At 56.0% G+C, this 25278-nt stretch carries 27 protein-coding genes; 2 read left to right on the forward strand and 25 right to left on the reverse strand.

Annotated elements, in window-relative coordinates:
- Window positions 1-275 precede the first annotated feature (275 nt).
- The 4 genes from AB5Y71_RS06190 to AB5Y71_RS06205 form a co-directional block, all read right to left on the reverse strand.
- Window positions 276-614 (reverse strand): hypothetical protein, encoded by a 339-nt coding sequence (locus AB5Y71_RS06190; protein ID WP_080768659.1) that lies wholly within the window; start codon window positions 612-614, stop codon window positions 276-278.
- Window positions 593-2554, reverse strand: coding sequence for a reprolysin-like metallopeptidase (locus tag AB5Y71_RS06195; protein ID WP_245131169.1), 1962 nt, complete (start codon window positions 2552-2554; stop codon window positions 593-595). The genes AB5Y71_RS06190 and AB5Y71_RS06195 overlap by 22 nt, the downstream gene beginning before the upstream one ends.
- A 253-nt stretch (window positions 2555-2807) precedes the next feature.
- Window positions 2808-3137, reverse strand: a complete 330-nt coding sequence (locus AB5Y71_RS06200) for a hypothetical protein (RefSeq protein WP_120415664.1) — start codon at window positions 3135-3137, stop codon at window positions 2808-2810.
- The gene (locus AB5Y71_RS06205) at window positions 3134-5137 is read right to left on the reverse strand and encodes a reprolysin-like metallopeptidase (RefSeq protein WP_368171221.1); all 2004 of its coding nucleotides are present in this window, start codon (window positions 5135-5137) and stop codon (window positions 3134-3136) included. Before AB5Y71_RS06205 ends, AB5Y71_RS06200 begins: the two co-directional genes overlap by 4 nt.
- Before the next feature lie 222 nt (window positions 5138-5359).
- Between AB5Y71_RS06205 and AB5Y71_RS06210 the strand changes: the two genes are divergently transcribed.
- Window positions 5360-6571, forward strand: coding sequence for an RsmB/NOP family class I SAM-dependent RNA methyltransferase (locus AB5Y71_RS06210; RefSeq protein ID WP_042082464.1), 1212 nt, complete (start codon window positions 5360-5362; stop codon window positions 6569-6571).
- Window positions 6572-6734: 163 nt separating this feature from the next.
- Here AB5Y71_RS06210 and AB5Y71_RS06215 read toward each other — a convergent pair whose 3' ends face one another.
- On the reverse strand, window positions 6735-7079 hold the full coding sequence (locus AB5Y71_RS06215; RefSeq protein ID WP_069555635.1) for a Grx4 family monothiol glutaredoxin: 345 nt from the start codon (window positions 7077-7079) through the stop codon (window positions 6735-6737).
- Between the two features lie 288 nt (window positions 7080-7367).
- Between AB5Y71_RS06215 and sodB the strand changes: the two genes are divergently transcribed.
- Complete coding sequence (gene sodB / locus AB5Y71_RS06220) at window positions 7368-7952, forward strand: superoxide dismutase [Fe] (RefSeq protein ID WP_019444736.1); 585 nt, start codon at window positions 7368-7370, stop codon at window positions 7950-7952.
- Window positions 7953-8064: 112 nt separating this feature from the next.
- Here the strand turns inward: sodB and AB5Y71_RS06225 are convergent, their stop codons facing one another.
- The 20 genes from AB5Y71_RS06225 to cheY all read right to left on the reverse strand — a co-directional run bounded on the left by AB5Y71_RS06225 (window position 8065) and on the right by cheY (window position 25230).
- Window positions 8065-8877, reverse strand: a complete 813-nt coding sequence (locus AB5Y71_RS06225) for a VacJ family lipoprotein (RefSeq protein ID WP_005334673.1) — start codon at window positions 8875-8877, stop codon at window positions 8065-8067.
- 85 nt (window positions 8878-8962) lie between these two features.
- Window positions 8963-10231: a c-type cytochrome biogenesis protein CcmI gene (gene ccmI, locus AB5Y71_RS06230; protein ID WP_368171222.1), complete on the reverse strand. Its 1269-nt coding sequence runs from the start codon at window positions 10229-10231 to the stop codon at window positions 8963-8965.
- Window positions 10228-10707, reverse strand: a complete 480-nt coding sequence (locus AB5Y71_RS06235) for a cytochrome c-type biogenesis protein CcmH (protein WP_368171223.1) — start codon at window positions 10705-10707, stop codon at window positions 10228-10230. Before AB5Y71_RS06235 ends, ccmI begins: the two co-directional genes overlap by 4 nt.
- A gap of 11 nt (window positions 10708-10718) precedes the next feature.
- Window positions 10719-11249 carry a DsbE family thiol:disulfide interchange protein gene (locus AB5Y71_RS06240; protein WP_005353655.1) on the reverse strand — a complete coding sequence of 177 codons (531 nt, stop codon included), beginning with the start codon at window positions 11247-11249 and terminating at the stop codon, window positions 10719-10721.
- Complete coding sequence (locus AB5Y71_RS06245; protein WP_368171224.1) at window positions 11246-13201, reverse strand: heme lyase CcmF/NrfE family subunit; 1956 nt, start codon at window positions 13199-13201, stop codon at window positions 11246-11248. The genes AB5Y71_RS06240 and AB5Y71_RS06245 overlap by 4 nt, the downstream gene beginning before the upstream one ends.
- A gap of 82 nt (window positions 13202-13283) precedes the next feature.
- Window positions 13284-13775, reverse strand: a complete 492-nt coding sequence (gene ccmE / locus AB5Y71_RS06250; protein ID WP_005334685.1) for a cytochrome c maturation protein CcmE — start codon at window positions 13773-13775, stop codon at window positions 13284-13286.
- Window positions 13772-13978 carry a heme exporter protein CcmD gene (gene ccmD / locus AB5Y71_RS06255; RefSeq protein ID WP_019444732.1) on the reverse strand — a complete coding sequence of 69 codons (207 nt, stop codon included), beginning with the start codon at window positions 13976-13978 and terminating at the stop codon, window positions 13772-13774. The genes ccmE and ccmD overlap by 4 nt, the downstream gene beginning before the upstream one ends.
- A gap of 2 nt (window positions 13979-13980) precedes the next feature.
- Window positions 13981-14721, reverse strand: a complete 741-nt coding sequence (locus AB5Y71_RS06260; protein WP_368171225.1) for a heme ABC transporter permease — start codon at window positions 14719-14721, stop codon at window positions 13981-13983.
- 170 nt (window positions 14722-14891) lie between these two features.
- Entirely contained in the window at window positions 14892-15560 is a 669-nt protein-coding gene (gene ccmB / locus AB5Y71_RS06265; protein WP_005353658.1) for a heme exporter protein CcmB, read from the reverse strand.
- 4 nt (window positions 15561-15564) lie between these two features.
- The gene (ccmA, locus tag AB5Y71_RS06270) at window positions 15565-16209 is read right to left on the reverse strand and encodes a cytochrome c biogenesis heme-transporting ATPase CcmA (protein ID WP_005362034.1); all 645 of its coding nucleotides are present in this window, start codon (window positions 16207-16209) and stop codon (window positions 15565-15567) included.
- A 198-nt stretch (window positions 16210-16407) separates the two neighbouring features.
- On the reverse strand, window positions 16408-16785 hold the full coding sequence (locus tag AB5Y71_RS06275) for a DUF2802 domain-containing protein (protein WP_005334692.1): 378 nt from the start codon (window positions 16783-16785) through the stop codon (window positions 16408-16410).
- Window positions 16786-16813: 28 nt separating this feature from the next.
- On the reverse strand, window positions 16814-17302 hold the full coding sequence (locus AB5Y71_RS06280) for a chemotaxis protein CheW (protein ID WP_005298836.1): 489 nt from the start codon (window positions 17300-17302) through the stop codon (window positions 16814-16816).
- Window positions 17303-17371: 69 nt separating this feature from the next.
- Window positions 17372-18244: a chemotaxis protein CheW gene (locus tag AB5Y71_RS06285; RefSeq protein WP_201943312.1), complete on the reverse strand. Its 873-nt coding sequence runs from the start codon at window positions 18242-18244 to the stop codon at window positions 17372-17374.
- Entirely contained in the window at window positions 18241-19035 is a 795-nt protein-coding gene (locus AB5Y71_RS06290; RefSeq protein WP_005334696.1) for a ParA family protein, read from the reverse strand. Before AB5Y71_RS06290 ends, AB5Y71_RS06285 begins: the two co-directional genes overlap by 4 nt.
- A gap of 4 nt (window positions 19036-19039) precedes the next feature.
- On the reverse strand, window positions 19040-19960 hold the full coding sequence (locus tag AB5Y71_RS06295) for a flagellar motor protein MotB (RefSeq protein ID WP_245131151.1): 921 nt from the start codon (window positions 19958-19960) through the stop codon (window positions 19040-19042).
- 2 nt (window positions 19961-19962) lie between these two features.
- On the reverse strand, window positions 19963-20700 hold the full coding sequence (locus AB5Y71_RS06300) for a flagellar motor protein (protein ID WP_162632535.1): 738 nt from the start codon (window positions 20698-20700) through the stop codon (window positions 19963-19965).
- A 2-nt stretch (window positions 20701-20702) separates the two neighbouring features.
- Window positions 20703-21818, reverse strand: coding sequence for a chemotaxis response regulator protein-glutamate methylesterase (locus AB5Y71_RS06305; protein ID WP_368171226.1), 1116 nt, complete (start codon window positions 21816-21818; stop codon window positions 20703-20705).
- Window positions 21819-21850: 32 nt separating this feature from the next.
- Window positions 21851-24082 (reverse strand): chemotaxis protein CheA, encoded by a 2232-nt coding sequence (locus AB5Y71_RS06310; RefSeq protein WP_368171227.1) that lies wholly within the window; start codon window positions 24080-24082, stop codon window positions 21851-21853.
- 11 nt (window positions 24083-24093) lie between these two features.
- Window positions 24094-24834, reverse strand: a complete 741-nt coding sequence (locus AB5Y71_RS06315; RefSeq protein WP_005353668.1) for a protein phosphatase CheZ — start codon at window positions 24832-24834, stop codon at window positions 24094-24096.
- A 12-nt stretch (window positions 24835-24846) separates the two neighbouring features.
- A complete protein-coding gene (gene cheY, locus AB5Y71_RS06320; protein WP_013723552.1) occupies window positions 24847-25230 on the reverse strand; it encodes a chemotaxis response regulator CheY in 384 nt (127 codons plus the stop codon).
- Window positions 25231-25278: the final 48 nt, after the last annotated feature.

A 25278-nucleotide genomic window follows, 5' to 3' on the forward strand; every position in this document is an offset into this window, starting at 1 on the left:
AATAACGTGACACAAATCACATTTCAACTTTTTCAATAAAAATCAAACGAATTTTATTTCATTTAAAATCATAAAGTTAGTGAGTTATAGTTTATAAACAGCTCATTTTGTTAGCATTTTCAGCAGTTCTTTTTAATAGAGTTAAAACTCCAAAAAAAGTATATGGGGGCTCATATGTGAGTCATCGAATCATTCCCATGAGACTATCACTATGTTTGGAATATTAGAGTTATAACTCCAATCATGCCGATTTACACGCCGTTGTTGAGCAGCCACTACGGCCTTGAAATCGCCTCCGGCATGCACCTTTCCAGCATCTGTCGGTTATATCGGGTGGCATAGTCAATCCGCTGCTCAAACTCCGACTCCTTGCCCATCTCAATTACATCACCGAACCCTTTCAGATAACGGACTCCGCATCGGGTTCTCGCTTCTGCTTGCAATGACTCCACAACCCCCGGAGCCATACCGCCGCGCCCGCCACGCACGATGAGCCGATAATCCTGAGCAGCAAGACTTTCATCTATTGCCTCGGTCAGTGATGCGGCCACAACAGGCGCTGCGCAGATATATAGAAACAGCAAACTGACGGCTAACCGTAATACCTGCGCCATCCGGCTGCCCCTCCCATCAGGAGGATCACGATAAGATTCACTGCACCACCACCGCCGCCACCCGCATTGTTGTCGGTAATGACAGTTGCACTTTCCGTAGTAGCAGACGCATTACCTCTTATCCCATTGATAGAGAAAAAAATATTATTGCTGCATGCCAGCTTCAGTCTGGCCGTGCTGGTCAACGGTGCAGGCAACACCACACTGGCCGAACCGTTATTGGCAAGCCCGCTTGCCAGCGTAGTCCAAGTAGAACCACCATTCTGTGTCAGTGCCAAATCCACGCTGGGACAATTGATAGGAGGCTGATCGGTCCCGGCAACATTCCATGTCACTAGCTGAGTGCTACCCGCCACCATGGCGCCGATCTGCGGAGCTGTGATGGCAAATGCCGCGCCGGTATTGATCACCTGAACCACCATTTCATCACTGCTCACCGCCCCCTGACCATCACGTACGGTAAGGCGGAACTGGAGATTGCGATTGGTCGCAGGCCACGCCTCTCCTTTGGCCAAGACACCCGATATCAGAGAGCTCATGGCGGGCAATGTTCTACGGGGATCCGATGTTGGTGAAACAAAGCGAAACAGCGGGCGGGTTCCATCATCCACCATGGTTGCCACGCTGTAGGATGCATTGCCAAGATCAACCTGCTCCCAGGTGTAACTGAGGGGATGACCATCCAGATCCAGCGCACTACCGACAAGAGTGAAAGGCGTATTGGCGGGGATCACCCTATCGCCCCCCGCATCCACAACCGGCGCGTTATTGGCAAGCGCCAGGTCGGTGCCGCAGGAGGGCAGAGAGGCCATCAGAGCCCGCATCTGCTCGATCGACTTGCTGTGAAAGAAAGGTGTGCTGTTAACCTGCAGATTCTCCTCACCACAGATCCCGGCATAGGCCATGATGGTCGAGCCACTGCCCGGTTCCCAGGCTGAGCTAGCCTTGCGACCCGTGGCACAACTGTCGGCCATGCCATTGAAGGAGTGCTCTGCCCCCAGCTGGTGCCCCAATTCGTGAGCCACATAATCAATGAAGAATGCATCACCGATAGGCTGTGAGCCTCCGGTCATGCCCCGTGAACGGCTGAAAGGGTTGCATAAAGATCTCAGGGTCGCCACCCCGCCGCCTGATGTCGCCAGCAGATGGCCCAGATCAAAAGAAGGATTGAGCAACACCCCCTGTTGGGTCTGGTTGATTGCGATATCCTGGGTCGAGTTGGTGAAAGGATCCGTCGCAGGATCGGTGAAAATCACATTATCCGTATCAGCTGCAAGCTGAAACTCGGCCCCCACATCACGGCGATAGACTTCATTGACCCGATTAAGCAGTGTTGCAATGGCCGAGAGTGCTGCAACCTTGGTACCACCGTGATACTGGGTATATTCCCCGGTTGCCGAGATGGCGATGGTGTAGCGCTTGCGCAAATTGCCATCGACCAGCACAGCTCGCTCACGCTCGATACCATGAGGATCAATCACCTGATCCACATCCTGTCGCCGCCAGGCATCTTGCTGTTCATAAACGGCATAAGAGAAACCGTCCTGAAGCGGATCGACATAAAAGGTACGCCCCTGATGGGTAAACATACCGTGAAAACCATGTATGGTGACATCAAATCGGCCTGTATCCGCCGCCCGATCGATAGCCTTCCCACTGTAAGTATTGATAGAAGGGTAGCGCTGGGCCAAAGGCTCCGGGAGCAAGGCATTGGGATGAACATCAAACTGCACCGTAGTGCCATCCGGCAATGGCAAGGTCAATACACTGGCGAGATGCCCGGGTTCAAAAGGCTTGTCAGGAACCACCACTCTGACCTTTTCAGCGCGCACATCATAGACCCCTCCCCTTTCCAAGTTTTCATCCATGAAGGTCCACTGTGGTTCTGCTGCAACCTGAACAGACAAACTGGTGATAATCACCGCAATGCCATGCTTCATAGAGCCTCCTTGCCCTACCTTGGTGACAACAAGTATGGTGCAGCGTCAATTGACGATCTGCGTGACAGACAGAAAAGAAAATTCGCACAAAACTTCTGTCACGCTGAAAAATCGTGCTACACCCGCGCTCCCCATCTCAGGCAATACAGACTGGCCCCATTCAACAACGGAAAAAAGTGAAGGCGCCATTGGCGCCTTCACGGATAGATAGAGGGATGAATATCCCCTCCATTTGGATTGGTTCGTTGGTGTATTACTGCTTGCCAGCGCCCGATGCTATTGGGCAATGAATCACCATACGCTGGTTATACTCGCTGGCGTAAGCGCTCAACTTGGCATGTATCTCTTGCTGACCGGGCCTTATCACATCGCCCAATCCATCCAGATAACGCTTGCCACAGCGCGCCTTGGCCTCTGCCTGCTGCTCGGCTGCAATACCGGGGGCGAACTCTCCCCGCCCGGCTATCACTATCAGGCGGTAATCCTGCCTGGCGAGGTTTGCACTCAGCTCCTGTTCCAGCGTGCTGGCATCGGCCTGACAACCGCCGAGCATGACAAGCAGCAACAGAGGGACTCCCTTCATGTACGCCTCCGTTGCCAGCCGAGCAGCGCCAGAGCCAGCGTCCACAATCCGAGCGCCCCGCCACCACCGCCGCCACCTGAAGTCGAGCCACCTTGCACCAGAGGCAATTTGAGGGGACTGATGGCAAAGAAGATATTGTCGCTGCATGCCACTTTCAGCCTGACGCTGCTGGTGAGATCGGCAGGCAACGTTACCGTTGCTGCGCCGTTATTGGGTTGTCCGGCGGCGAGCATTGTCCAGCTTACGCCCTCATCCTGGGTCACCGAGATGTCCACCTTGCTGCAACTGATCGGCGCCACAGTTGTGCCCGCCACATCCCATGCCACTGCCTGACTGGCCCCCGGAGTGAGAGTCACCCCGTAAAACGGGTTGGTGATGCGAAATGCCGCACCGGTATTGATCACTTGCACTTTCATGTCATCACTGGCAACGCCACCCTGACCATCACGCACCGTCAGTCTGAAATTGAGATCCCGGTTGATAGTCGGCCAGGCCTCTCCTTTGGCAAGCGTGCCGGAGAGCAGGGATGGCAAACTCGGCAGGATCCGCTCCGACGATGCCGTGGGAGAGACAAAACGAAACAGCGGCCGGGAGCCATCGTCAATCATGGTGGCGGCACTGCTCGATTCAGTGCCCAGATCGATCTGCTCCCAGTTGTAGAGCAGAGAATCATTATCCAGATCTCCACCCGCCCCTTTTAACATAAAGGCCGTATTGGCAGGGATCACATAGTCCCCCCCTGCTGCTGCCTGCGGGGCATTATTGCTCAACACGAGTGTGGTTCCGCAAGTCGATAGAGTCGCCATGTGTGCACGCATCTGCTCGATGGACTTGCTATGAAAATAGGGGTCGCTGTGAGTCTGGATATTCTCATCACCACAAATACCGGCATAGGCCATGATGGAGCTGCCACTACCTGGCTCGAACGCCTGCTCGGCAAACCGGTTGCCCCCACCACAACTGCCCGTTGTACCGTTAAAGGTGTGATCGGCACCGAATTGGTGGCCAATCTCATGGGCCACATAGTCGATAAAGAAAGCATCCCCTACGGGGTCTGACGAACCCGTCATACCTGACGACTTGGCCCCGTAGGCGTAATAAGGCGGCATGGCATCAACACATAACACACCCAACCCCGCCAAGCCTCCGCCACCGGTGTTGAGCACATGGCCGATATCAAATGCCCCCAAATCCCCATCAGCAAAGGCCTGCGCCTGCACATCGACGTTGCGATCCGCATCCGCATCGGTGTTATCAAAGGGATCACTGGCAGGATCGCTAAAGATCACACTGTCATTACCACTGGCCAGCACGAACTCGGCCCCCACGTCGCGCTGATAGACTTCGTTCACCCGGTTGAGCAGGGTAGTGATGGCCGCCAGGGCCAGCACCGTGGAGCCACCGTGATATCGGGTGTACTCACCGGCTGCCGAGATAGCGATGGTGTAACGCTTGTGGACATTGCCATCAACCTGCACTTTGCGCACCAGTTTGCTGACACCCGGCCCGATTACCTTGTCGGCATCCTCTTCCAGACGACTATGGGCATCCTTCTGGTAATAGACGGCATACCCTTCGGCATTGCGCAGCGGATCGACAAACACCATCTGGCCCTGATGGCTGAACATGGCGTGGAAACCCTGTGGCCCCAGATCGAAGCGCCCGGTATCGACCGGATGCGCCGGGTTGTAACCCTTGAAGGTACGGATCTGAGGATACTTGGCTGCAAGGTCTGCGGGCAGCACGTCGTAAGCTTCCAGAGCAAAGGTGACCTCCCCCCCATCGGGTAGCGGCAGGGTCAGCTCACTCGCCCCGGCTTGCAGTCCGGCAAAATAGTCGAGCGGCACCTTGGCGACCCGGAACTGATGGGCCCGCACCTCATAGCCCTCATCTGCTGTTGCTCTGGCGGCAACCGTGCCCCATTCGCTGGCCATCAGGCTGGCTGAGCCCAGCATGCTGGCCATCAGCAAGGCCACCGTAGAGTATTTCGTCACATGCATTGTTTTTAGTCCTTGTATTAATGCAATCGCCTGAATTGCGGCCTGTACTTTATTTTTATTCGGCCACATCAATACAAAGCTGAAGCAACCCTTTCCACCATTCCCGAGTGGGAGTGTTGCGCCAACCCCGTCTAACCCCTATCATTGCGCGGATTTGTCAATTTTAGAACTGCCCCTCTTCACAAAGGTGCGGTTCATCTTTATCTGGCCAAGGTTAATCTCATGCTCAAATCCCCACTGTTGCCCCGTTTCGGGGATCTGGTCGTTGCCATTGTTGACGATGTACTCGGTCAGGGTCTCACCCTCGACCGCGCTTATGCCCGTCACTTCTCCGGCATCGAACTCAAACCGCAAGAACAGGCAAGGATTGCCCTGGTCACCGGCGACCTGCTGCGCCGTCTCAGCCTCTATTGTTTCCTCACCGGTATTCAGGTGCGTCAGGCCGAAAAGAATGTCTGGCCACTGCTGCACAGCTGGCATGCCTTCCACAAAATTGCCCAGCCCAACCACCCGACCCTGGATCGCTTCAATGAAGAGGCATTCCGCCGCCGTCTGACCGAGGCGAAGAAGAACCCGGTATTGATGGATGGTTGCCCGAGCTGGCTGGAGAAACTGGGTAGCGAGCAGCTGGGTGAAGCCTGGCCTGCCGAGCGTGCAGCCCTGGCCTGGATGCCCAAGCGCTACCTGCGGGTCAACACCCTCAAGTGCACCCGTGATGAGCTGCAAGCCATTCTGGCCAAAGAGCAGGTCACCACCATTCCGGTTGAAGGTGTGGAGACTGCCCTGCAGGTCACCTCCGACGCAGCCCTGTTCCGCACCAAGGCCTTTGCCGATGGTTGCTTCGAACAGCAGGACGCTGGCTCCCAGCTAGTTGCTGCCGCTTTGGAAGTTGCCCCGGGCATGCGCGTTATCGACGCCTGCGCCGGTGCCGGTGGCAAGACCCTGCATATCGCCGCCATGATGCAAGGCAAAGGCCGTCTGCTGGCAATGGATGTGGAAGAGTGGAAGCTGGAGAACCTCAAGCAGCGCGCTCGTCGCGCCGGTGCCCACAACGTGGAGACCCGGGTCATCACCAGCAGCAAGACCGTCAAGCGCCTCAAAGAGAGCGCCGACCGAGTACTGCTGGACGTGCCCTGTTCCGGTCTTGGCGTACTCAAGCGCAATCCGGATGCCAAGTGGCGTGATACCGCCGAGCGTCTGCCGGTGCTGGTCGCGCTGCAAGAAGAGATCCTGCAGCGTTACAGCCAGATGGTGAAAGTGGGTGGTCTGCTGGTCTATGCAACCTGCTCCATCCTGCCCGAGGAGAACCGCCAGCAGGTGGACAAGTTCCTCGCCGCCAACGAAAACTTCCGTCTGCGTGACGATCACACCGTGAGCCCGTCCGAGACCGGCTTCGACGGCTTCTACATGGCTCGTATCGAACGGATCGCCTGATCTGCCCGATGACCATATAGACAAAAGCGGCTGCCATTGGCAGCCGCTCTGTTTTGGCTTGCTGACACACTCCCGATGGGGGTGACAGTGTCTACTGCTTGCGTCGCCAGCAAATAAAAAAGGGAGCTATAAAGGCTCCCTTTTCAGCGATGTGAACACCCGCTTATTCAGCAGCAGCGTCATCCTGCTTGTACTTGGCAGCAGTCTCTTTGATCAGAGCCTGCAACTCGCCAGCCTGGAACATCTCGATCATGATGTCACAGCCACCGATCAGCTCACCTTCAACCCACAGTTGGGGGAAGGTCGGCCAGTTGGCGAATTTTGGCAATTCGGCGCGGATATCCGGATTTTGCAGGATATCAACGTATGCAAACGGCTCGCCGCAGGACATCAGAGCCTGGGAGGCCTGGGCAGAGAAGCCACAGCTGGGTAGCTTGGGGGAGCCCTTCATGTAGATGATGATGGGGTTGTCAGCCAGCTGCTGCTTAATCTTTTCAATAGTTTCCATAGGTGCCTCACTAGAGCGATTTCGGCGGCCATTCTACTGCAATCTTGCCCGAGCACAAAATGGCAAAGGGGTGACTCGGCTCGAATTGCGCAAAGAACCCACACAGGATTGATCGCGATCATGGCGCCAATCAAGAGTTGTTAGGCCATCTTTGATACTGCTACAATCCCTTGGCTTTGGGCTACCCAGCCCCATCATTTTAAAAACAACTCTTTTCACATATAGAAAAGAGTACGCAATGTCTTGCAACCGTCGCCTTCGCACGGTCCAGCCAATGGAGAGTAGAAAATGGCATTCGAACTTCCCGCTCTGCCCTATGCAATCAACGCTCTGGAACCGCACATCTCCCAGGAAACTCTGGAATATCACCACGGCAAGCACCACAACACCTACGTGGTCAACCTGAACAATCTGGTGCCGGGTACCGAGTTTGAAGGCAAGTCTCTGGAAGAGATCATCAAGACCTCCAACGGCGGCATCTTCAACAACGCCGCCCAGATCTGGAACCACACCTTCTACTGGCACTGCCTCTCCCCGAATGGCGGTGGCGAGCCGACTGGCGCCCTGGCTGAGGCCATCAACAAGGCATTCGGCTCCTTCGCCGAGTTCAAAGATGCCTTCACCAAATCTGCCATCGGCAACTTCGGTTCCAGCTGGACTTGGCTGGTGAAGAAAGCTGACGGCTCTCTGGCTATCGTCAACACCTCCAACGCCGGTTGCCCGCTGACTGAAGCCGGTACCACCCCGCTGCTGACTGTTGACCTGTGGGAGCACGCCTACTACATCGACTTCCGCAACCTGCGTCCGAAGTACATGGAAACCTTCTGGGCTCTGGTTAACTGGGAATTCGTGGCCAAGAATCTGGCTGCCTAATCAGCCTCGCTTGCCAAAACGCCCCGCACTGCGGGGCGTTTTTTTATCTCGAGATGGCTGCAAAAATGAATAAGGCGCCCGCAGGCGCCTTTTACATATCGAGATAACCCGCTTACTGGTCCAGCTCGTCCATGTATTCATCCAGATTGGCATCGTCGGCCTGCTCTTGCTGAGACGCTTTCAGCTCGGTCTGCTTGCCCGTCACCTTGCCCTGGTTATATTGCAGGTAGAAGTCCTTGGTCAGCGCATAGGGGTCGAGGGAGTTGTCGATGATCCGCTCCTGATCGATCAGCTTGGCACGTGTGCCCAAGCCATCCAGCGCCCAGTGTGCGACCTTCATCGGGAAGGTCAACAGGGCATAGGGGAAGTAGAAGCTGTCAATCGCATCACCAACCAGCTCCCGGGTGGTGGTCGGGCCGTAGACAGGCACCATGATGTAAGCACCATTACCGATATCGGCCCTGCCCAGCACTGTGTCCATCTCCAGCTTGTTGCGCTCGAGGCCGGCATGTTTGGCCACATCGAAGATACCCAGCAGACCGACCGTGGTATTGAGAGTAAAACGTCCCAGGTTGGTGCCTGCCCCTTTCAAATCACCGGTGATCAGATGGTTCACCATGCTGCTTGGCTCATCAAAGTTGGCAACAAAGTTGGCAATGCCATCCTTCACCCCTACCGGAATGTAGCGGGCATAGGCATGTACCACAGGACGTGCCACATAGGGCTCCAGCACATCATAGTTGACCGCCCACATGGCCCGGTTGGCCCCCTGGAAGGGATCGCGGGGATCGGCCGCCGTACTGGTGGCACCCGGATTATTCATGCCGGGATTGAGATCCAGACTCTCTGGGCCAGGCTTGGGTGGGCCACCGGCACAGCCAGCCAGCAAGAGGGCTGCCAGTATGGCCCCTGAACGAAGATACATATGATTGTCCTGACGTTTTATTTTGATTTATCAGAAGTATAGATAACCCGGCTCCTATCCAGGGGCCGGGTTATCCAAAGGCATATTAGAGGGCGTGATCTATGCGGATGTCAATCGGAGCAGCAGGGATCTCGGCCGTCCTGACCGACACGGATACCCCTTCGAAGGCTCCTTCCTTGTTCATCACATTGCCACCGCGCGAGAGACGTGCCTTGAACTGCAGCTCCGGATAGGCCGCCAGTTTGCTGCCTTCCATCATGGCATCGCCATCCCCGAGTGACAGGGTAACAGGCAAGGTTGGCCCTGCGATACGCTTCACAGCGATGGGCATGGGCGGCCCGTTGGGCACCACGGCAAAGACGAAGAGATGGGCATCTTCCGGCATCTGAATGCCCGCCGCCAACGTGACGTGGATGGGGAATTCCCCCTCCTTCACCGCCAGCGGTTGCCCCTCAACTGCGCCCGCTTTGGCTGCGCCTGAATTCGTCACCTCGATGCCGCGCTGCTTGAGCTGCGCGCGGGCATACTCCATGGAGCGCTCGACCATCACGTAACGGGGGGTACCTTTCTCCATCAGTGGCAACATCGCCTGCCAGCGAGCCAGCGCGGTCTGGAAATCCTCTTTTTGTAGCGCCATAAAGGCATAGACAGAGCGCGCTTCGATATTTTCCGGATCCTGCGCGATAGCAGCCTGCAACAGGGCATCCGCTTGCGCCTCATCCCCCGTCATCATCAGCGCCTGCGCGTAGGGCACCGCCACCAGCGATTTCTGGGGGGCAAGCGTGTAGGCCCGCTCCAGCGCCTCGCTGGCCATCTCGGGATCATTGCCATCCAGCGCCAAACGTCCCAGCAGCAGCCAGCCGCGGTAGTCGTTCGGTTCATCCTTGAGGCGGGTACGCAGTGCCAGCGTGAAATCCAGCAGATCCTGCTCGGTCACCTGGGCATCGCGTTCCACCAGAATGCGGTTGCTCAGCTCACCAAGACGGCTGCTGGCATCTTGCCAGCGACTCACCTCTTGCCAGGAGCCCAACTTGTAGTAGAGCCCCAGACTCACCACCAACAGCACCAGCACACCCGGGATCCAGATCAGACTCTTGCCACTGCGGGCAGTCTGCTCCACATCAGGGATATCATCCAAGAGACTTCGTTGCAGCTCGACCAGCGAGTCGGACTCCTCAGCCAGGACACCCTGCTCGCGCTCTTCGCCAATCTCCAGCAGCCGCTGGCGATAGAGCTGTTTGTTGAGCGCCGAGCGACTGATGCTCTGTTTGCCTTCACCACGCCACAGCGGCACGACGAGCGCCAGACTCACCAGCACCAGCAAGCCCGCAATCACTATCCAAAAAGCGGTCATTGTTTCTCTTCCTCTTTGAGCAGCTCGGCCAGTCGGCGCTGCTCCTCCTCGCTCAAGGCGTTATCCAGTTGTTTTTTCACCGCAGGGGGCCGGCGACTGCGCATCACGACCACAGCGCCACCGATCAGGATCACCAGCAGCGGGCCGAGCCAGAGGATCAGGGTGGAGGCCATCAGGGGCGGGTTATAGAGGATAAAGTTGCCGTAGCGGGCCACCATGTAATCCACTATCTCCTCTTTATCCTTGCCCTCGCGCACCATCTGGTAGGTCTTGTCGCGCAAGTCCTTGGCCAGCCCAGCATTGGAGTCGGCGATATCCTGGTTCTGACACTTGGGGCAACGCAGCTCCTTGGTCAGTTCGCGAAAGACCTGCTCCTGATTGTCGTTGTCGAAGGTGTAGACATCGATAGCGGCCGTGGCCGGCGCTTGCACCACCCATCCCAGCAACAGCAGCAGGGAAGCAATAAATACTCTCATCAGGACTCCCCTCACTTCATGGCATCAAAGATGGGTTTGAGGGTCGACGCCCAGTTCTCGGGGTTGATATCCCCCACGTGGCGATACCGGATGATCCCCTTGCTGTCGATAAAGAAGGTCTCCGGCGCGCCATATACCCCGAGATCCAGCCCCAGCATGCCGTCCGGATCATAGAGGTTGACCTGATAGGGGTTGCCCAGCTCCGCCAGCCACTTGATCGCCTTGTCGCGCTCATCCTTGTAGTTCATGCCGATGATGGGAATACCCTGCCCCGCCAGCTGTTTGAGGTAGGTATGCTCGCCATAGCAGGTCGGGCACCAGGTGGCCCAGACGTTGAGCAACATGGGGCGACCGGTCAGGATACTGCGATCGTGCTGCTTGTTCAGATCGTAAATGTCCTGCAGGGTGAACACCGGCACCTCTTTGCCCACCATCACGGACTCAAGCTTGGTGGGGTCGGAGTAGAGCCCTTTGAACAGGAACACAGCCCCCAGCAAAAAGACGATAAAGGGGATTAAAAACAACCAGGTCTTTTTGTTCATGCCTTGGCCTCCTCCTCACGACGGCCGAAACGGTAACGCTTGTCCAGCATCGCCAGCACGCCACCAATAGCCATAAAAACGCCGCCGAACCAGATCCAGCGCACGAACGGCTTGTAGTAGATCCGCACCGCCCAGGCACCGTTGTCGAGCTGTTCCCCCAGCGCCGCATAGAGATCGCGGGTGATACCGGCATCGATGGCCGCTTCGGTCATCGGCATCCGGGTCACCTTGTACATCCGCTTCTCGGGCTTGAGCAGGGCGACCTGCTCGCCATTGCGGTGCACTTCCAGCACGCCCTTGAAGCCATCGTAGTTGGGGCCGTTCTTCTCCTTGATCCCGGCAAAGACGAACTCGTAATCGGCAAAGTGCACCCGATCACCCGCCTGCATTCGCAGATCCTTCTCGATGCTGTAGTTCTGGGTGCAGGCGATACCTATGATGCTGACTGCCAGCCCCACATGGCCGAGGATCATGGCCCAGTGGCTGTTGCCAAGCTTGCGCACACCGACTGCAAAGCTGTGCTTGTGGGTCGCTCGCGCCCAGGTCTCCTGCACGCTGGTGACGATGATCCAGGCGCCCAGACCAATCCCTACCGCCGCCCACGGCTTGAAGGTTTCGGCAAAGAGCAGCGGCAACAGCAAGGCTGCGGCCAGACTCAGCACCAGTGCCACGAGCACCTTGCTTTTGAGTTCTCCCAGCTCCTGACGACGCCAGCGAAACAGCGGGCCAACCCCCAGCAGCAGGGCAAACGGGATGATCAGCCAGCTGTAGATGTGGTTAAAGAAGGGGGTGCCGATAGAGATGCTCCCCAGCCCCAGCTCCTTGTGCACCAGCGGCAGCAAGGTACCGAGTAGCACGGTCAGCAGACCTGCAACCAGCATGATGTTGTTGCAAAGCAGCAGGGTCTCGCGGCTCCACAGCTCGTGTTTGCCGTGGCTCTTCACCTGCGAGCCTTTGAAGGCAAACAGCAGCAAGGATGAGCCGATCACCGCCAGCAGGAAGCCGAGAATAAACAGGCCGCGGGTCGGATCGGAGGCAAACGCATGGACCGACACCAGCACGCCGGAGCGCACCAGGAAGGTACCCAGCAGGCTCAGCGAGAAGGCAGAGAGGGCCAGCAGCACGGTCCACGCCTTGAAGGTGGCGCGCTTCTCGCTCACCGCCAGCGAGTGCAGAAGAGCGGTACCCGCCAGCCAAGGCATAAACGAGGCGTTTTCTACCGGATCCCAGAACCACCAGCCACCCCAACCGAGCTCGTAGTAGGCCCACCAGGAGCCGAGCACGATGCCGAGGGTCAGGAATACCCAGGCAGCCATGGTCCAGGGGCGCGACCAGCGAGCCCAGGTCGCATCGAGACGGCCGGTCATCAGCGAAGCAATGGCAAAAGCAAACGCCACCGAGAAACCCACATAACCCATGTAGAGCATCGGCGGATGGAAGATAAGACCCGGATCCTGCAGCAGCGGATTGAGGTCACGACCATCTACCGGGAAATAGGGCAAGGTGCGGGTGAAGGGATCGGAGGTGAACAGCACGAAGGCAGTGAAGCCGACCGAGATCAGCCCCAACACGCCGAGTACCCGCGCGACAGCATCGAGCGGCAGACGGCGACTGAACATGGCCACCGCCGCAGTCCAGCCACCCAGGGTCAGTACCCACAGCAGCAGGGAACCTTCGTGGGCACCCCACACCGCCGAGATGCGATAGGCCAGCGGCAGCAGGCTGTTGGAGTTAGTAGCCACATACTGCACGGTGAAGTCGTTATCGATAAAGGCCCAGGTCAGGCAGAGAAACGACAGCAGCAGCAGCAAGAACTGGGCATAGGCGAGCGGACGGGCCGCCGACATCATGCCAAGACGCCCCCAACTAGCGCCCAGCAGCGGGTAACTGCCCAGCAGCAGGGCGGTGGCAAAGGCCAGGATCAGCGCAAACTGACCTAATTCCGGGATCATGAAGGCATTCCTTTAAATTGAACGGTGACAACAGCCGCACCACGCACGGCAGGCAAAGCGGAAAAGGCAAACACCACAGGGATCACTGCTTGGCTCCCTTCAACTGCGCCTCGGTATACTCCGGCTTGAAGTGCATGCCGTTGGTGGCATCGGCCACTTCCGGCGGCATGTAGTTCTCATCGTGCTTGGCCAACACCTCGAACGCCTCTACGGTCGTGGCATCCTTGAGGGTGCCCTGGGCAACAATCCCCTGCCCTTCACGGAACAGATCCGGCAGGATGCCGTCAAACTCGACCTTCACCAGATGACCGCCGTTATCCACCAGCTTGAAGGCAACCTTGAGGCTCTGGGGATCCCGCTGTACCGATCCCGGCACGACCAATCCACCGATGCGCAGGCGCTGCCCCTCTTCCGGCTTGATCTTGTCCGGCCCCTTCCCCTCCACCAGCTCGCTCGGGGTGTAGAAGAGGTCGATATTCTGACTGAGGGCGTAGAGCACCAGCCCGCTGACGGTCGCCAGACCCAGGGTGATGGCAAGAATGATGGTGAGGCGTTTTTTGCGTCTCGGGTTCATAGGGTGTTCTCCATCTGCTGGGCCGCCTTGCGACGGGCCTCACGCGCCTGCTTGCTGCGCAACTCACCGAGCAGGCTGCGGGTTTTCATGCGGGTAGAAATGATGATGCCCACCAGGCACACCAACGTCAGGCCAAAAGAGAGCCAGACATAAAAGGCGTAACCGCCCATCGCCATAAAATCACTGAAAGAGGCAAAGTGCATGCTTACTTCTCCTGCTCTGCAATCTCTTTGACCCAGGGGCGATGCCACTCCCGCATCAGGAGTTCATTGCGAAAACGCATCAGGGTCAGAGCCCCGAGAAATGCGGCAAACGCCAGGATCATGATCAGCAGCGGCCAGAGCATCTCGGGTGAAATGGAGGGCTTGTCAAATTTGGTGATAGTGGCCCCCTGATGCAGGGTGTTCCACCACTCTACCGAGTAGTGGATGATCGGCAGATTGATCACCCCCACCAGCGCCAGAATGCCGGCGGCACGGCCAGCGACCACCTTGTCGCTGAAGGCGTTGTAGAGAGCAATCACGCCGAGGTAGAGAAACAGCAGGATCAGCTCAGAGGTGAGCCGTGCATCCCACACCCACCAGGTACCCCACATCGGCTTGCCCCAGGCGGCACCGGTAAAGAGGGCAATAAAGGTAAATACGGCGCCGACAGGCGCAATGGCTGCAACCGTCATGTCCGCCATCCGCAGTTGCCACACCAGGCCGATAAAGGCGGCCACCGCCATGGTGGAGTAGGCCCCCATGGAGAGAATGGCGGAAGGCACGTGGATATAGATGATCCGGAACGAATCTCCCTGCTGGTAATCCGCTGGCGCAAACGCGAGGCCCCAGATAGTACCGACCACAAACGAGAGCAGACTAATCACCGCAAACCAGGGCAACAGCGTGCCTGCCAGCTGATAGGCACGCTCCGGTTTGGCATAAGGGTGCAACCATTTCCACATAGCTCACAAAACCTTTTTGTTATTAATCGTTTGGCGAGGCCTACCATACCGACCACGGGGCAGCATCAAATACCCCGAAAGCAATAAGCGGCACTCTCCTTGATCCATCGCAACATTATTTTTTGCAGAAAGGCCCCATTCGGAGCCAAATTCGGTTCAACTCACAGCCATCAGTTGAGACTGACCCGCAACGCCGCCGACACAGCCAGCGGCGTCAGTGTCAAAGCCCCCACCAGCATGGCGGCCAGAATGGCAAGCTGCCCGCCATAGGGCAAGCTCATCCCCGCGGCATCGATGGCTGAGGTGGCAAAAATCAGTACCGGAATATAGAGCGGCAGGATCAGCAGACTGAGCAGCACCCCGCCTTTGCGCAATCCCACCGTCAACGCGACCCCGACCGCGCCGAGCAGGCTCAATACAGGAGTGCCCAGTGCCAGCGTCGCGACGACGGCTAGATAGGTGTTCATATCCAGCGACAGCAAAATCGCCAGCAAGGGAGAGATAAGCAGCAGCGGCAAGCCGGTCAGCAGCCAGTGAGCAACCACTTTCGCCAGCGCCAGCAAGCCCAGCGGGTGCGGCATCAGCATCATCTGCTCCAGCGCGCCATCGGCAAAGTCGTCGCGAAACAGTCGCTCCAGCGACAGCATGGCCGCCAATAGCGCCGCTACCCAGATGATCCCCGGGGCAATACGGGCCAGCAGTTTGGGCTCCGGGCCAATGCCTAACGGAAACAGGGTGATGACGATGAGGAAAAACCAGAGCGGATTGAGAATATCGGAACGCTGGCGCAGAGCCATCAGCAGTTCACGGTGAATAAGGTGCATAACAGCGCGCAACATGGCGTTACTCCTGCAATGTCGATGCGAAGGGGGTCAACGAGATAGTCTTCAGCCGTCCCTGCATCAGGGTCAGATCCTGATGAGTGGTGAGGATCACCATGCCGCCCCGCTCGGCGTGGGCCAGAAAGAGCTGCTCGAGCACCTTGACCCCTTGCTTGTCGATGGCGGTAAAGGGTTCATCGAGGATCCAGAGTGCCGGTTTCTGTGACAGCCAGAGTCTGGCCAGAGCCACCCGGCGTTGCTGGCCGGCAGAGAGTTGCCCGGTCGGGTTCTCTTCAAACCCGGCCAGCCCTACCCGGGCCAATATCTGCCACAAGTCGATCTCTGTTTGCTGCGGGTGATGTAACTGCTGGTAGAACTTCAGGTTTTCAAAAGGGGTCAGCGCCGCTTTGACACCTGGCTGGTGACCGAGATAGAGCAGATTGGCATGATACTCATCGCGACAGTGACGAATATTCTCCCCATTCCAGCACACTTCACCGGCAAACGGCTGCGACAGCCCGGTCAACAATCGCAACAGGCTGGTCTTGCCGACCCCGTTGGGCCCTTCAATTTGCACCAGATCGCCGGGCGCAACAGAGAAAGAGAGGTGTTCAAACAGAGTGCGATCTTCGCGCACGCAGCTCAGATTGTTAACTTGAAGCAGCATGGGGATTTTTTCAGAGAAAATGAAGCGGTCTGCATCTTAACACAGTATTGGAATACGTCTTTTCAAAGATGCAACAATTGAACTGACTGGCGACCGGGATCACAAAGAAAATACGGTAGAAACCGCCTGCTCAACGCAGCTGGGGGACAAGCGGCTGCACGCCATAAAATTCAGGAAGGCAATTGCCTTCCTGAATCATCAAGAGCGACCTTTTCGCAACGATATCAAGAGCTCAGCCTCTGCCTTTGGCAACTCGCACTCACTCATGACTTCATCAAGATCGGCGCCCAGTTCGACCATCTTTGCCGCTCGGCTGTAGAGCCTGCGTTCGGGATCCTGCATGGTCAGCTCTTGCTGGCGCTCATTGACCTGCTGCATCGCCCCTTCCACCGACTGCAGACGCTGCCCCATGCCAATGGCACCGGTATGGAGTTCCATCATCTGCTTGCGCAAGCTTTCCAACTGACCTTGCAGGGTTGCCACACTGGCCTCGGACTCCTGCTTGCTGCGCTTGCTCTTGAACCAGATATAAGAGGCAAACGCCAAGGCAATCAGGGACATCCCCAAGGCAACCATCTCGATTATCAAAACATCACCTTACTTATCAGAGGGAACCGATATCTTCCCACTCTTCATCGGAGAGCAGCTTGTTCAAGTCAACCAGGATCAGCAGTTGCCCATCGCGGTTACTCACCCCCTGAATAAACTTGGCGCTCTCTTCAGTACCGACCGCAGGTGCCGCATCGATCTCGGAAGAGCGCAGATAAACCACTTCTGCCACGCTGTCGACCATGATGCCAATCACCTGCTTCTCGGCCTCGATGATCACGATCCTGGAGTTTTCACTCACATCACCGGAAGGCAGACCGAAACGGGAACGGGTATCGATGACAGTCACCACATTGCCACGCAGGTTGATGATCCCCAGTACGTACTCAGGCGCACCCGGCACCGGTGCAATTTCGGTGTAGCGCAACACCTCCTGAACCTGCATCACATTGATGCCGTAGGTTTCGTTTTCCAGTTGGAAGGTTACCCATTGCAGCACTTCATCTTCGGCCAGATTCTGTGCAATATTGCGCTTTTCTGTCATGTTTTTATTCCTTTTATGAAAACGTCTACTGCTAAAACTAGCAATAAAACAGCTCGATTGCAGAAGTTATCAGCGACCTTCTATGTTAACCCCACGCTCCAGCAACAGGAGCAGTTCGCGGACGTGTAACAGGGCACACATTTTTTCTTTGACCATGCCAGCCAACCAAGGGCGCTTGCCCTCCTGATGGCGCCATTTCACCTGGTCACGGTGTAACAATTCAGTCCCTTTGAGATGGTGGCAGGCTAATCCCCACGGCGATTCACCAAGCATAATCAGATACTTGTAATCATCCATCTCGAGATGCTGACCCGGCATGACCCACTGGGCAGTATCGACCACATTCATCTTCTGCTCGCGGGAGGTCATGATCCCCTTGTACCAACCCGGTTGGCCAAACAGGGAGGTGATCTCACCCAGCTGATGAATACCACCCAGCTCGGTCAACGGCACCGCAAACGTCACGCCTGCGACTTCAAAGAAAAGGGCCTGAAACTCTTTACCGGTATCGATATTTTCCCAAGCAACCGGTTCACTGGCCTCTACCGGAGCAACCTCCAGCGCCGTCTCGGTCAGGATAGTAGTATGGGGCTCTGCAACCTCGGGAAGCAGAACCTCCTCAGGCCATTCAGGCTCCACCAGCAGCAGTGATTCCTCTGCCACAATCTCCAGCGGAGTGGTGAGTGTTATCTCCTGGGTGAAGGCGTCATTCTCAAACTGGACTTGTCCCACCTGAGCCAATAGCTCACCGAGCTGGGCAAGCCGTGGATCGCTTTCAAGGTAAGGTGCGGCGACTACCTCGGGGACGCTTTGAGGCTGACGTTGCAACTGTAAAACAGGGGCAGATTGAATCTCTTCCACCTCATCCAGCACCAGTGGCTCATCGAGCAGCAGGGAGTGGAAATAGTCATCCATCGCCCGAACTTGAATGGTATCTCTCATGCCGTCACCTCATGAACCCGTTGCCGCTCAAGGGCATCAAGATGGTTGAGCAGCGTTTCATATGCATAGGTTCCACGACTCCCGGGAGAATAGATAGACGGGGGGATATGCAGCAAGCTGGCATCCCGAAACTTGGTATCAATAGGGATCACCGCATTCCACACTGAATCTCCATATTGATCCTTGATCGACTTCAAGGTCATCAGAGAGGCACGGGTGCGCTTGTCGAACATGGTCGGGATCACGGTATAACGGAACTTGTCACGCTTGGAACGCTGCATGATCTCGAATGTTTTCATCATCCGCTCCAACCCCTTGAGGGCCAGAAATTCTGTCTGGACAGGCACCAGAATGCGATCGCAGGCAGCCAGCGCGTTGACCATCATCACCCCCAGTACTGGCGGGCAATCGATCAGCACGTAATCATATTGATCCTGAATGCGCAGCAGTGCCCGCTTCAGTACCAGTCCCATCCCCTCACGATTGCCCATCACCCGATCAAGGGTCGCCAAGGTAATAGATGCTGGCAGTAAGTTGATATTTTCGAACTTGGTCTTGAGCGTCAGTTTATTGACAAGCTCGGCTGTCGGTTTGACAGCTTGAAACAACTCATAGAGGGTTCCATCCAGGCGATCTGAATCAAAATCAAGATATGCAGTCAGCGAAGCATGGGGATCGGTATCAATCAACAGCACCCGCTGGCCACGCTGGGCCAGAATCCCCGCAAGCGAGACCACTGTGGTGGTTTTACCCACACCACCTTTCTGGTTGGCAACCGTCCAAACAATCACTGTATCAATCCTGCCTTGTTGTTATGCGTATGCCACCACCGGGCAAGGTGATCACCTTTATCTCTCCTGCATCCACCGCCTGCTGTACAGCTGGAACCGGTTCAGCAACTACCGTCGGTGTTGCAACCACAGGTGCCGGCGGCACCCAGGCAAATTTGGAGATAGCGACCACAACCTTGCGATTCTGCAGTCTGCCCTGCTCACTGCTGTTGTCAGCAAAGGGGGAAAACTCGCCATATGCCTCGAACGCCAGACGCTGAGGGGCGATCCCATCTGCAATCAAACCATTGAGTACCGCTTCGGCCCGAGCAGCAGAAAGCGCCCAGTTAGAACGATAAATTTCATTATTTATCTGTTGGTTATCGGTATAACCCCGAACCCTTACATAGTTATCGACCGGTTTGAGAATACTTGAAAGAGTATTAATGATCGGTGCAGCGTTTGGTCCCAAAAAGGCACTGCCGCTGCCAAACAACAACCCGGAACTAAGTTCTATCGTCAGCCAATTCTCATCTTGCGTCACTTTGACGATACCGGCATCCACCAGCGAGCCCATGCTCTGTTGCAACTGCATATCGAGTTTTGCAAGTGTCGCGCCATCTTGCAGCACTGGCACACCAGAAATAGGAGCAAGTGAAGGAGAGGGGGATGCTGGGCTTTCCAGCAATGATGGAGAGGCAGATACCGCGTTATCCAGCAGGGAATTACCCTGCCCTTCAAGCAAGCCATTGCCGCCAGACTGCATGACACTGAACGCCTGGCTCATACCATCAATCACCGCGCGATACTTGTCCTTGTTCACCAGCGCAACAGAGTAGAGCACCACGAACAAGGCAAAGATCAGCGTCATATAATCGGCATAGGAAACCAGCCAACGGTCAAGATGCTCGCGACCCTGCAAGTGCAACCGATAGCGCTTGCGCATGGCTACTCTCCTTTCAAATAGGCCCTGAGCCGGCGTTCAACCTGCAAGCCGTTTTCACCATGGGCGATAGCCAGCAGCCCTTCCAGGGTCATCTCCTGAAAGAGTGCATAGTGGTAGTGAAATGCGCGTAGCCGATTGGCGATAGGCAGGTAGATGAGGTTGGCAAACCCCACTCCATAGATGGTCGCCACAAATGCCACTGCGATACCCGCCCCCAGCGCTGACGGGTCTTCGAGATGAAACATGGCCTGGATCAGGCCCAGCACGGCACCGATGATCCCGATGGTCGGACTGTACCCCCCCATGGCTTCAAATACCCTGGCGGCATGTTCATTACGCTCCTGCTCGATATCGATGTCCGCTTCCAGCAGCATACGGATATCCTCTGTGGATACCCCATCGACAATCATACCAAGCCCTTGGCGGGTAAAGTTGTCCTCCTCCTGCTCGGCCTGATTTTCAAGGGCCAGCAGCCCTTGCTGGCGCGCAAAGACGGCCCATGACTGCAATCGTTCGGCCTGCGTCGCAAGATCTTGGTGGGGAGGGGTAAAAATCCATAACAGCTGGCGCAACGCCAGCATGATGTACTTGGCTGGAGTCTGCAACGTGACTGCACCAACGGTACCACCCAGCACGATCAAAAAAGCGGGGCCGTCCACCAGCGTCAACAGGGAGCCGCCATGCCACAGTTGGGCAATGGCAATAGCCCCCAATGCCAGGAGCAGACCGAGCAAGCCCATGATTAGCGCCCCAACTCAACCAGAATACGCTGGGCCACCTTGTCCAGAGGGAGTGATTCGCTGGCAATCCCCGCTTTAGCTACTGCTTGGGGCATACCATATACCACGCAGGAAGCCTCATCCTGAGCCCAGATGGTTGATCCCTGCTCTTTCAGCAGTCTGGCGCCATCACGGCCATCTGCGCCCATACCGGTCAGCACAATCGCCAATACCTTGTCGGCATAGGTCTTGGCCGCAGAGGCAAAGGTAATGTCCACACAAGGCTTGTAATTTACCTTGTCGTTGCCATCCACGATGCGAATGCGAGCCCCTGCACCACGACCTTCCAGCAGCATCTGTTTGCCACCGGGAGCAAGATAGGCATGCCCTGGTTTAAGCACATCGCCATCTTCCGCTTCCTTGACGCCAATCTGACATAACCCGTTGAGGCGGGCAGCGAACGCGGCAGTAAAAGTGGCTGGCATATGCTGGATAAGCAAGATGGGATGGGGAAAATCCCCCGGCAACTTGGTCAGCACATTTTGCAAAGCAACTGGTCCGCCGGTAGAAGTGCCGATCGCCACCAACTGATAACTCTTGCCACTGCGCTTGAATGAGGTACTTGGCACCGTACGTTGCAGGTCAAGCTGACGATCAGGAGTTCTGGGCGCAGTACTGCCCAGCGGAGCACGAGTAACCGGTTCAGGTGCTTTGGGGCGAGCAGCAGATGTCATCAGGAAGCGCTTGCGGGAGATCTCCTTCACCCGTTGTTGCAACAGTCTGACCGCTTCATCTTTGTCTCTGGCAATGTCCTCAAACTTCTTGGGCAAGAAGTCGAGTGCTCCGGCGTCCAGCGCATCCAGCGTAGCCTTGGCCCCTTCATGGGTCAGGGAGGAGAACATCAGAATGGGGGTTGGGCACTTGGCCATGATCTCCCGCACCGCACTGATGCCATCCATCACGGGCATCTCGATGTCCATGGTGATCACATCAGGGCGCAGCGACATCGCCTTGTCCACCGCCTCACGTCCATTCTGGGCAGTATCAATCACCGTTAGCATGGGATCCTGATTGATGATCTCGCTCACCCGACGGCGAAAGAAGCTCGAATCGTCGACAACTAATACCTTGACTGCCATTGTTGTTTTTCTAACTCCTTGGGCCTGAGCTATTAATGTCTACGTGCATATGCTTTGAGCAGACTAGGCACATCCAAAATAAGGGCAATTCCGCCATCACTGGTAATGGTCGCCCCGGCCATGCCAGGGGTGCCTTGCAGCAGGTTATCGAGTGGCTTGATCACCACCTCTTCCTGACCAATCAAGCTGTCTACCACAAACCCGATTTGCTGAGTGCCAATCTGCACGATCACCACATGTCCGGTATCCTGACGTGAACGCTTGTTGGCGCCACGAATCAACCACTTGTGCAGATAGAAGAGCGGTATCGCCTTCTCGCGCACAATGATGGTGAGCTGGCCATCAACCATGTTGGCCTTTTTCAGATCCAGATGGAAAATCTCGTTCACACAACCAAGGGGAAGTGCGAAGGTCTGCTCACCCACCTCAACCATCAGAGTCGGCAGAATGGCTAGCGTCAACGGCACCTTGATTTCGAGACGGGTACCTTTCCCCCAGGTGGAATCGATGTGCACCGATCCATTGAGGCTGACAATGCTGGTTTTAACCACATCCATTCCGACACCACGGCCAGATATATCGGAGATCTCGGCCTTGGTTGAAAAGCCCGGAGCAAAGATCAGGTTATAGGCATCGTTGTCGCTCATGCGAGCGGCAGTATCTGAATCCAGAACACCGCGACTGATTGCGATGGACTTGAGTTTCTCAGGATCCATCCCAGCCCCATCATCCTCGATGCAAAGCAGAATATGGTCACCTTGCTGGGAGGCGCTAAGGGTAATTGTCCCTTGCCGCGGCTTGCCCGCTTTCTCCCGCACATCCGGCATTTCGACCCCGTGATCGCATGAGTTGCGAACGAGGTGAACCAGAGGATCGGCGAGCGCCTCCACCAGGTTTTTATCCAGATCTGTCTCTTCGCCCACCATCACCAGCTCAATCTCTTTCTTGAGGGTTCTGGCCAGATCACGTACCACGCGCGGGAAACGACCAAATACCTTCTTGATTGGCTGCATGCGGGTTTTCATCACCGCACCTTGCAGGTCAGCCGTTACCACATCCAGATTGGCAACCGCCTTTGACATCTCTTCATCATTACTGGCAATACCCAAGCTCACCAGCCGGTTACGAACCAGTACCAACTCACCTACCATGTTCATGATGACATCGAGGGTCTTGGTATCCACCCGCACCGTCGTATCGCTTTGCACGGCACTATTTTCTGCTGGCGCAGGCGCAGCCTTGGCGGCAGGCGCTGGTGCCTTGGCTGCTTCAGCGGGTTTTGCGGGGGCTGCCGGTGCTGGTTTGGCAACAGGAGTGGCCGGTTTGGGCGGAGTCACCGCAGCAGGTGCGGCAGGTGCGGCAGGTGCGGCAGGTGCGGCAGGTGCGGCAGGTGCGGCAGGTGCGGCAGGTGCGGCAGGTGCGGCAGGTGCCATAGTACTCTGAGGCCCTTGACCACGACCATGCAATTCATCGAGCAGACGCTCAAACTCATCATCATCGATAAGCTCGTCCACCTCTTTTTGCACCGACTTCAGAGGATTTACCTCTGGCGCCCCCATGTGCTGTCCCTGACCATGGAGCTGATCCAGCAAGGCCTCAAACTCATCATCGGTGATATCGCCAGAGCCACCCGCTATCGGGGCTGCTGCAACCGTCTTGGTCGGAGCCCCACCCACGCCGTGGAGCTCGTCCAGCAGACGCTCGAATTCATCTGCAGAAATTTCATCGATCGATCCGCCGCCATTGACAGGAGCAGGCTCGCTGCTGATGGCTGCGGGTTCAACAACTTCTGGAGCAACTTCTTCAAGAACTACCGGTGCTGCAGGTTCAGATTCCGCAGCCGCGCTGGTAGCCGTGCGCAGTTGCTCTTCCCCTTCTGGCTTGCACAACTCATGGAGGTCATGAAGCAAATCATCTGACGCAGGGCTGGGTGCTTCGCGATTTTGAACCTGGGCGAACATGACATTAATGGCATCCAGCGCTTGCAGGATTACATCCATCAGCTCCGCAGTAACGGTTCGCTTGCCATTACGCAAGATATCGAACACGTTTTCCGCACCGTGGCATACATCAACCAGTTCACCGAGCGACAGAAAACCTGCCCCCCCTTTCACGGTATGGAAACCGCGAAAGATGGCATTCAACAGGTTCTTGTCATCGGGCCGCTTTTCCAAGTCGACCAGTTGTTCAGACAACTGTTCCAATATTTCGGATGCTTCGACCAGAAAGTCTTGCAGTATGTCTTCATCAACTTCGAAGGCCATGCGTCACTCCATTAGAATCCCAAGCTAGACAGCAGATCGTCCACATCATCCTGACCATTGACCACATCGGCACGAGCCTCGGGGTTCATGATAGGGCCCTCTGCTTCAATCCCGTTGACAGGAATACTACGAGTTGAATGCTCAGCAGAAGCCTCACCAAACATGGTCAGCATTTCTATTAATTTTGTTTCAACTTCCTGAACAAGCTTGATGACCTTGCGGATCATCTGACCTGTCAAATCCTGAAAATCTTGTGCCATCAGGATTTCTGTCAGCAGTTGCCGTAATTTATCGGCATCAGACTCTGAAGCCTTAATAAAATCATCAAGTTGGTGACATAAGGATTTGAACTGCCCCACGCTCATGTCACGAGACATCAGGGCATTCCAGTTCGGCATCACCAGCTGGATATTGTCATTCAGGCGATCCGCTATCGGCAAACTGGCTTCCACCGCATCCATTGTGCGATTGGCCGCTTTGTCGGTCATATCGATAACGTAGCTCAAGCGTTCCCGAGCATCGGGAATATCATGAGTAGCCAAATCGGGAATACGGGGATCGAGGCGAAATTCTTGAAGTGAATCATGCAGTTGTCGGGTCAGCTGACCTACTTTTTCAAACAGATCGGCTGCGTTGGGGGCACATACTTCGGCAAGCAGTTCATCGGCCAGCTCAAATTCGCCTTGCTCCAGATGAGCAACAAGCATCCTTGCCTGGTCGAGCGAAATCATTGCTCTCGTTTTGGCCATCATCCCTGCAGCTCCTTAGCCAATTCGTTCGAAAATTTTGTCGAGTTTTTCTTTGAGCGTTGCTGCGGTGAAGGGCTTGACGATGTAACCGTTGACGCCAGCTTGGGCGGCTTCAATGATCTGCTCACGTTTGGCTTCAGCAGTTACCATCAGTACCGGCAGATGCTTGAGCTTCTCATCGACACGGATGGCTTTAAGCAGGTCAATACCTTGCATGCCAGGCATGTTCCAGTCGGTAACTACAAACTGAAAATCACCATTTTTCAGCATCGGCAGCGCTGTATTGCCGTCATCCGCCTCATGGGTATTGTTGAATCCCAAGTCGCGCAGCAAGTTCTTGATAATCCGGCGCATCGTTGAAAAATCGTCAACAATGAGGATTTTCATGTTCTTGTCCAAAATTCCCTCCTAAATAGCCACCAGAGTGGCTCACTTACATGATGCTAA

The sequence above is a fragment of the Aeromonas sp. R9-2 genome, assembly GCF_040908025.1.
In the GTDB taxonomy this organism is placed as follows: domain Bacteria; phylum Pseudomonadota; class Gammaproteobacteria; order Enterobacterales; family Aeromonadaceae; genus Aeromonas; species Aeromonas veronii.

Bases quoted from the DNA above. Each gene is read 5' to 3' on its own strand.
- AB5Y71_RS06190 (WP_080768659.1), bottom strand. From the start codon at position 614: ATGGCGCAGGTATTACGGTTAGCCGTCAGTTTGCTGTTTCTATATATC.
- AB5Y71_RS06195 (WP_245131169.1), bottom strand. From the start codon at position 2,554: ATGAAGCATGGCATTGCGGTGATTATCACCAGTTTGTCTGTTCAGGTT.
- AB5Y71_RS06200 (WP_120415664.1), bottom strand. From the start codon at position 3,137: ATGAAGGGAGTCCCTCTGTTGCTGCTTGTCATGCTCGGCGGTTGTCAG.
- AB5Y71_RS06205 (WP_368171221.1), bottom strand. From the start codon at position 5,137: ATGCATGTGACGAAATACTCTACGGTGGCCTTGCTGATGGCCAGCATG.
- AB5Y71_RS06210 (WP_042082464.1), top strand. From the start codon at position 5,360: ATGCTCAAATCCCCACTGTTGCCCCGTTTCGGGGATCTGGTCGTTGCC.
- AB5Y71_RS06215 (WP_069555635.1), bottom strand. From the start codon at position 7,079: ATGGAAACTATTGAAAAGATTAAGCAGCAGCTGGCTGACAACCCCATC.
- sodB (WP_019444736.1), top strand. From the start codon at position 7,368: ATGGCATTCGAACTTCCCGCTCTGCCCTATGCAATCAACGCTCTGGAA.
- AB5Y71_RS06225 (WP_005334673.1), bottom strand. From the start codon at position 8,877: ATGTATCTTCGTTCAGGGGCCATACTGGCAGCCCTCTTGCTGGCTGGC.
- ccmI (WP_368171222.1), bottom strand. From the start codon at position 10,231: ATGACCGCTTTTTGGATAGTGATTGCGGGCTTGCTGGTGCTGGTGAGT.
- AB5Y71_RS06235 (WP_368171223.1), bottom strand. From the start codon at position 10,707: ATGAGAGTATTTATTGCTTCCCTGCTGCTGTTGCTGGGATGGGTGGTG.
- AB5Y71_RS06240 (WP_005353655.1), bottom strand. From the start codon at position 11,249: ATGAACAAAAAGACCTGGTTGTTTTTAATCCCCTTTATCGTCTTTTTG.
- AB5Y71_RS06245 (WP_368171224.1), bottom strand. From the start codon at position 13,201: ATGATCCCGGAATTAGGTCAGTTTGCGCTGATCCTGGCCTTTGCCACC.
- ccmE (WP_005334685.1), bottom strand. From the start codon at position 13,775: ATGAACCCGAGACGCAAAAAACGCCTCACCATCATTCTTGCCATCACC.
- ccmD (WP_019444732.1), bottom strand. From the start codon at position 13,978: ATGCACTTTGCCTCTTTCAGTGATTTTATGGCGATGGGCGGTTACGCC.
- AB5Y71_RS06260 (WP_368171225.1), bottom strand. From the start codon at position 14,721: ATGTGGAAATGGTTGCACCCTTATGCCAAACCGGAGCGTGCCTATCAG.
- ccmB (WP_005353658.1), bottom strand. From the start codon at position 15,560: ATGTTGCGCGCTGTTATGCACCTTATTCACCGTGAACTGCTGATGGCT.
- ccmA (WP_005362034.1), bottom strand. From the start codon at position 16,209: ATGCTGCTTCAAGTTAACAATCTGAGCTGCGTGCGCGAAGATCGCACT.
- AB5Y71_RS06275 (WP_005334692.1), bottom strand. From the start codon at position 16,785: ATGGTTGCCTTGGGGATGTCCCTGATTGCCTTGGCGTTTGCCTCTTAT.
- AB5Y71_RS06280 (WP_005298836.1), bottom strand. From the start codon at position 17,302: ATGACAGAAAAGCGCAATATTGCACAGAATCTGGCCGAAGATGAAGTG.
- AB5Y71_RS06285 (WP_201943312.1), bottom strand. From the start codon at position 18,244: ATGAGAGATACCATTCAAGTTCGGGCGATGGATGACTATTTCCACTCC.
- AB5Y71_RS06295 (WP_245131151.1), bottom strand. From the start codon at position 19,960: ATGCGCAAGCGCTATCGGTTGCACTTGCAGGGTCGCGAGCATCTTGAC.
- AB5Y71_RS06300 (WP_162632535.1), bottom strand. From the start codon at position 20,700: ATGGGCTTGCTCGGTCTGCTCCTGGCATTGGGGGCTATTGCCATTGCC.
- AB5Y71_RS06305 (WP_368171226.1), bottom strand. From the start codon at position 21,818: ATGGCAGTCAAGGTATTAGTTGTCGACGATTCGAGCTTCTTTCGCCGT.
- AB5Y71_RS06310 (WP_368171227.1), bottom strand. From the start codon at position 24,082: ATGGCCTTCGAAGTTGATGAAGACATACTGCAAGACTTTCTGGTCGAA.
- AB5Y71_RS06315 (WP_005353668.1), bottom strand. From the start codon at position 24,834: ATGATGGCCAAAACGAGAGCAATGATTTCGCTCGACCAGGCAAGGATG.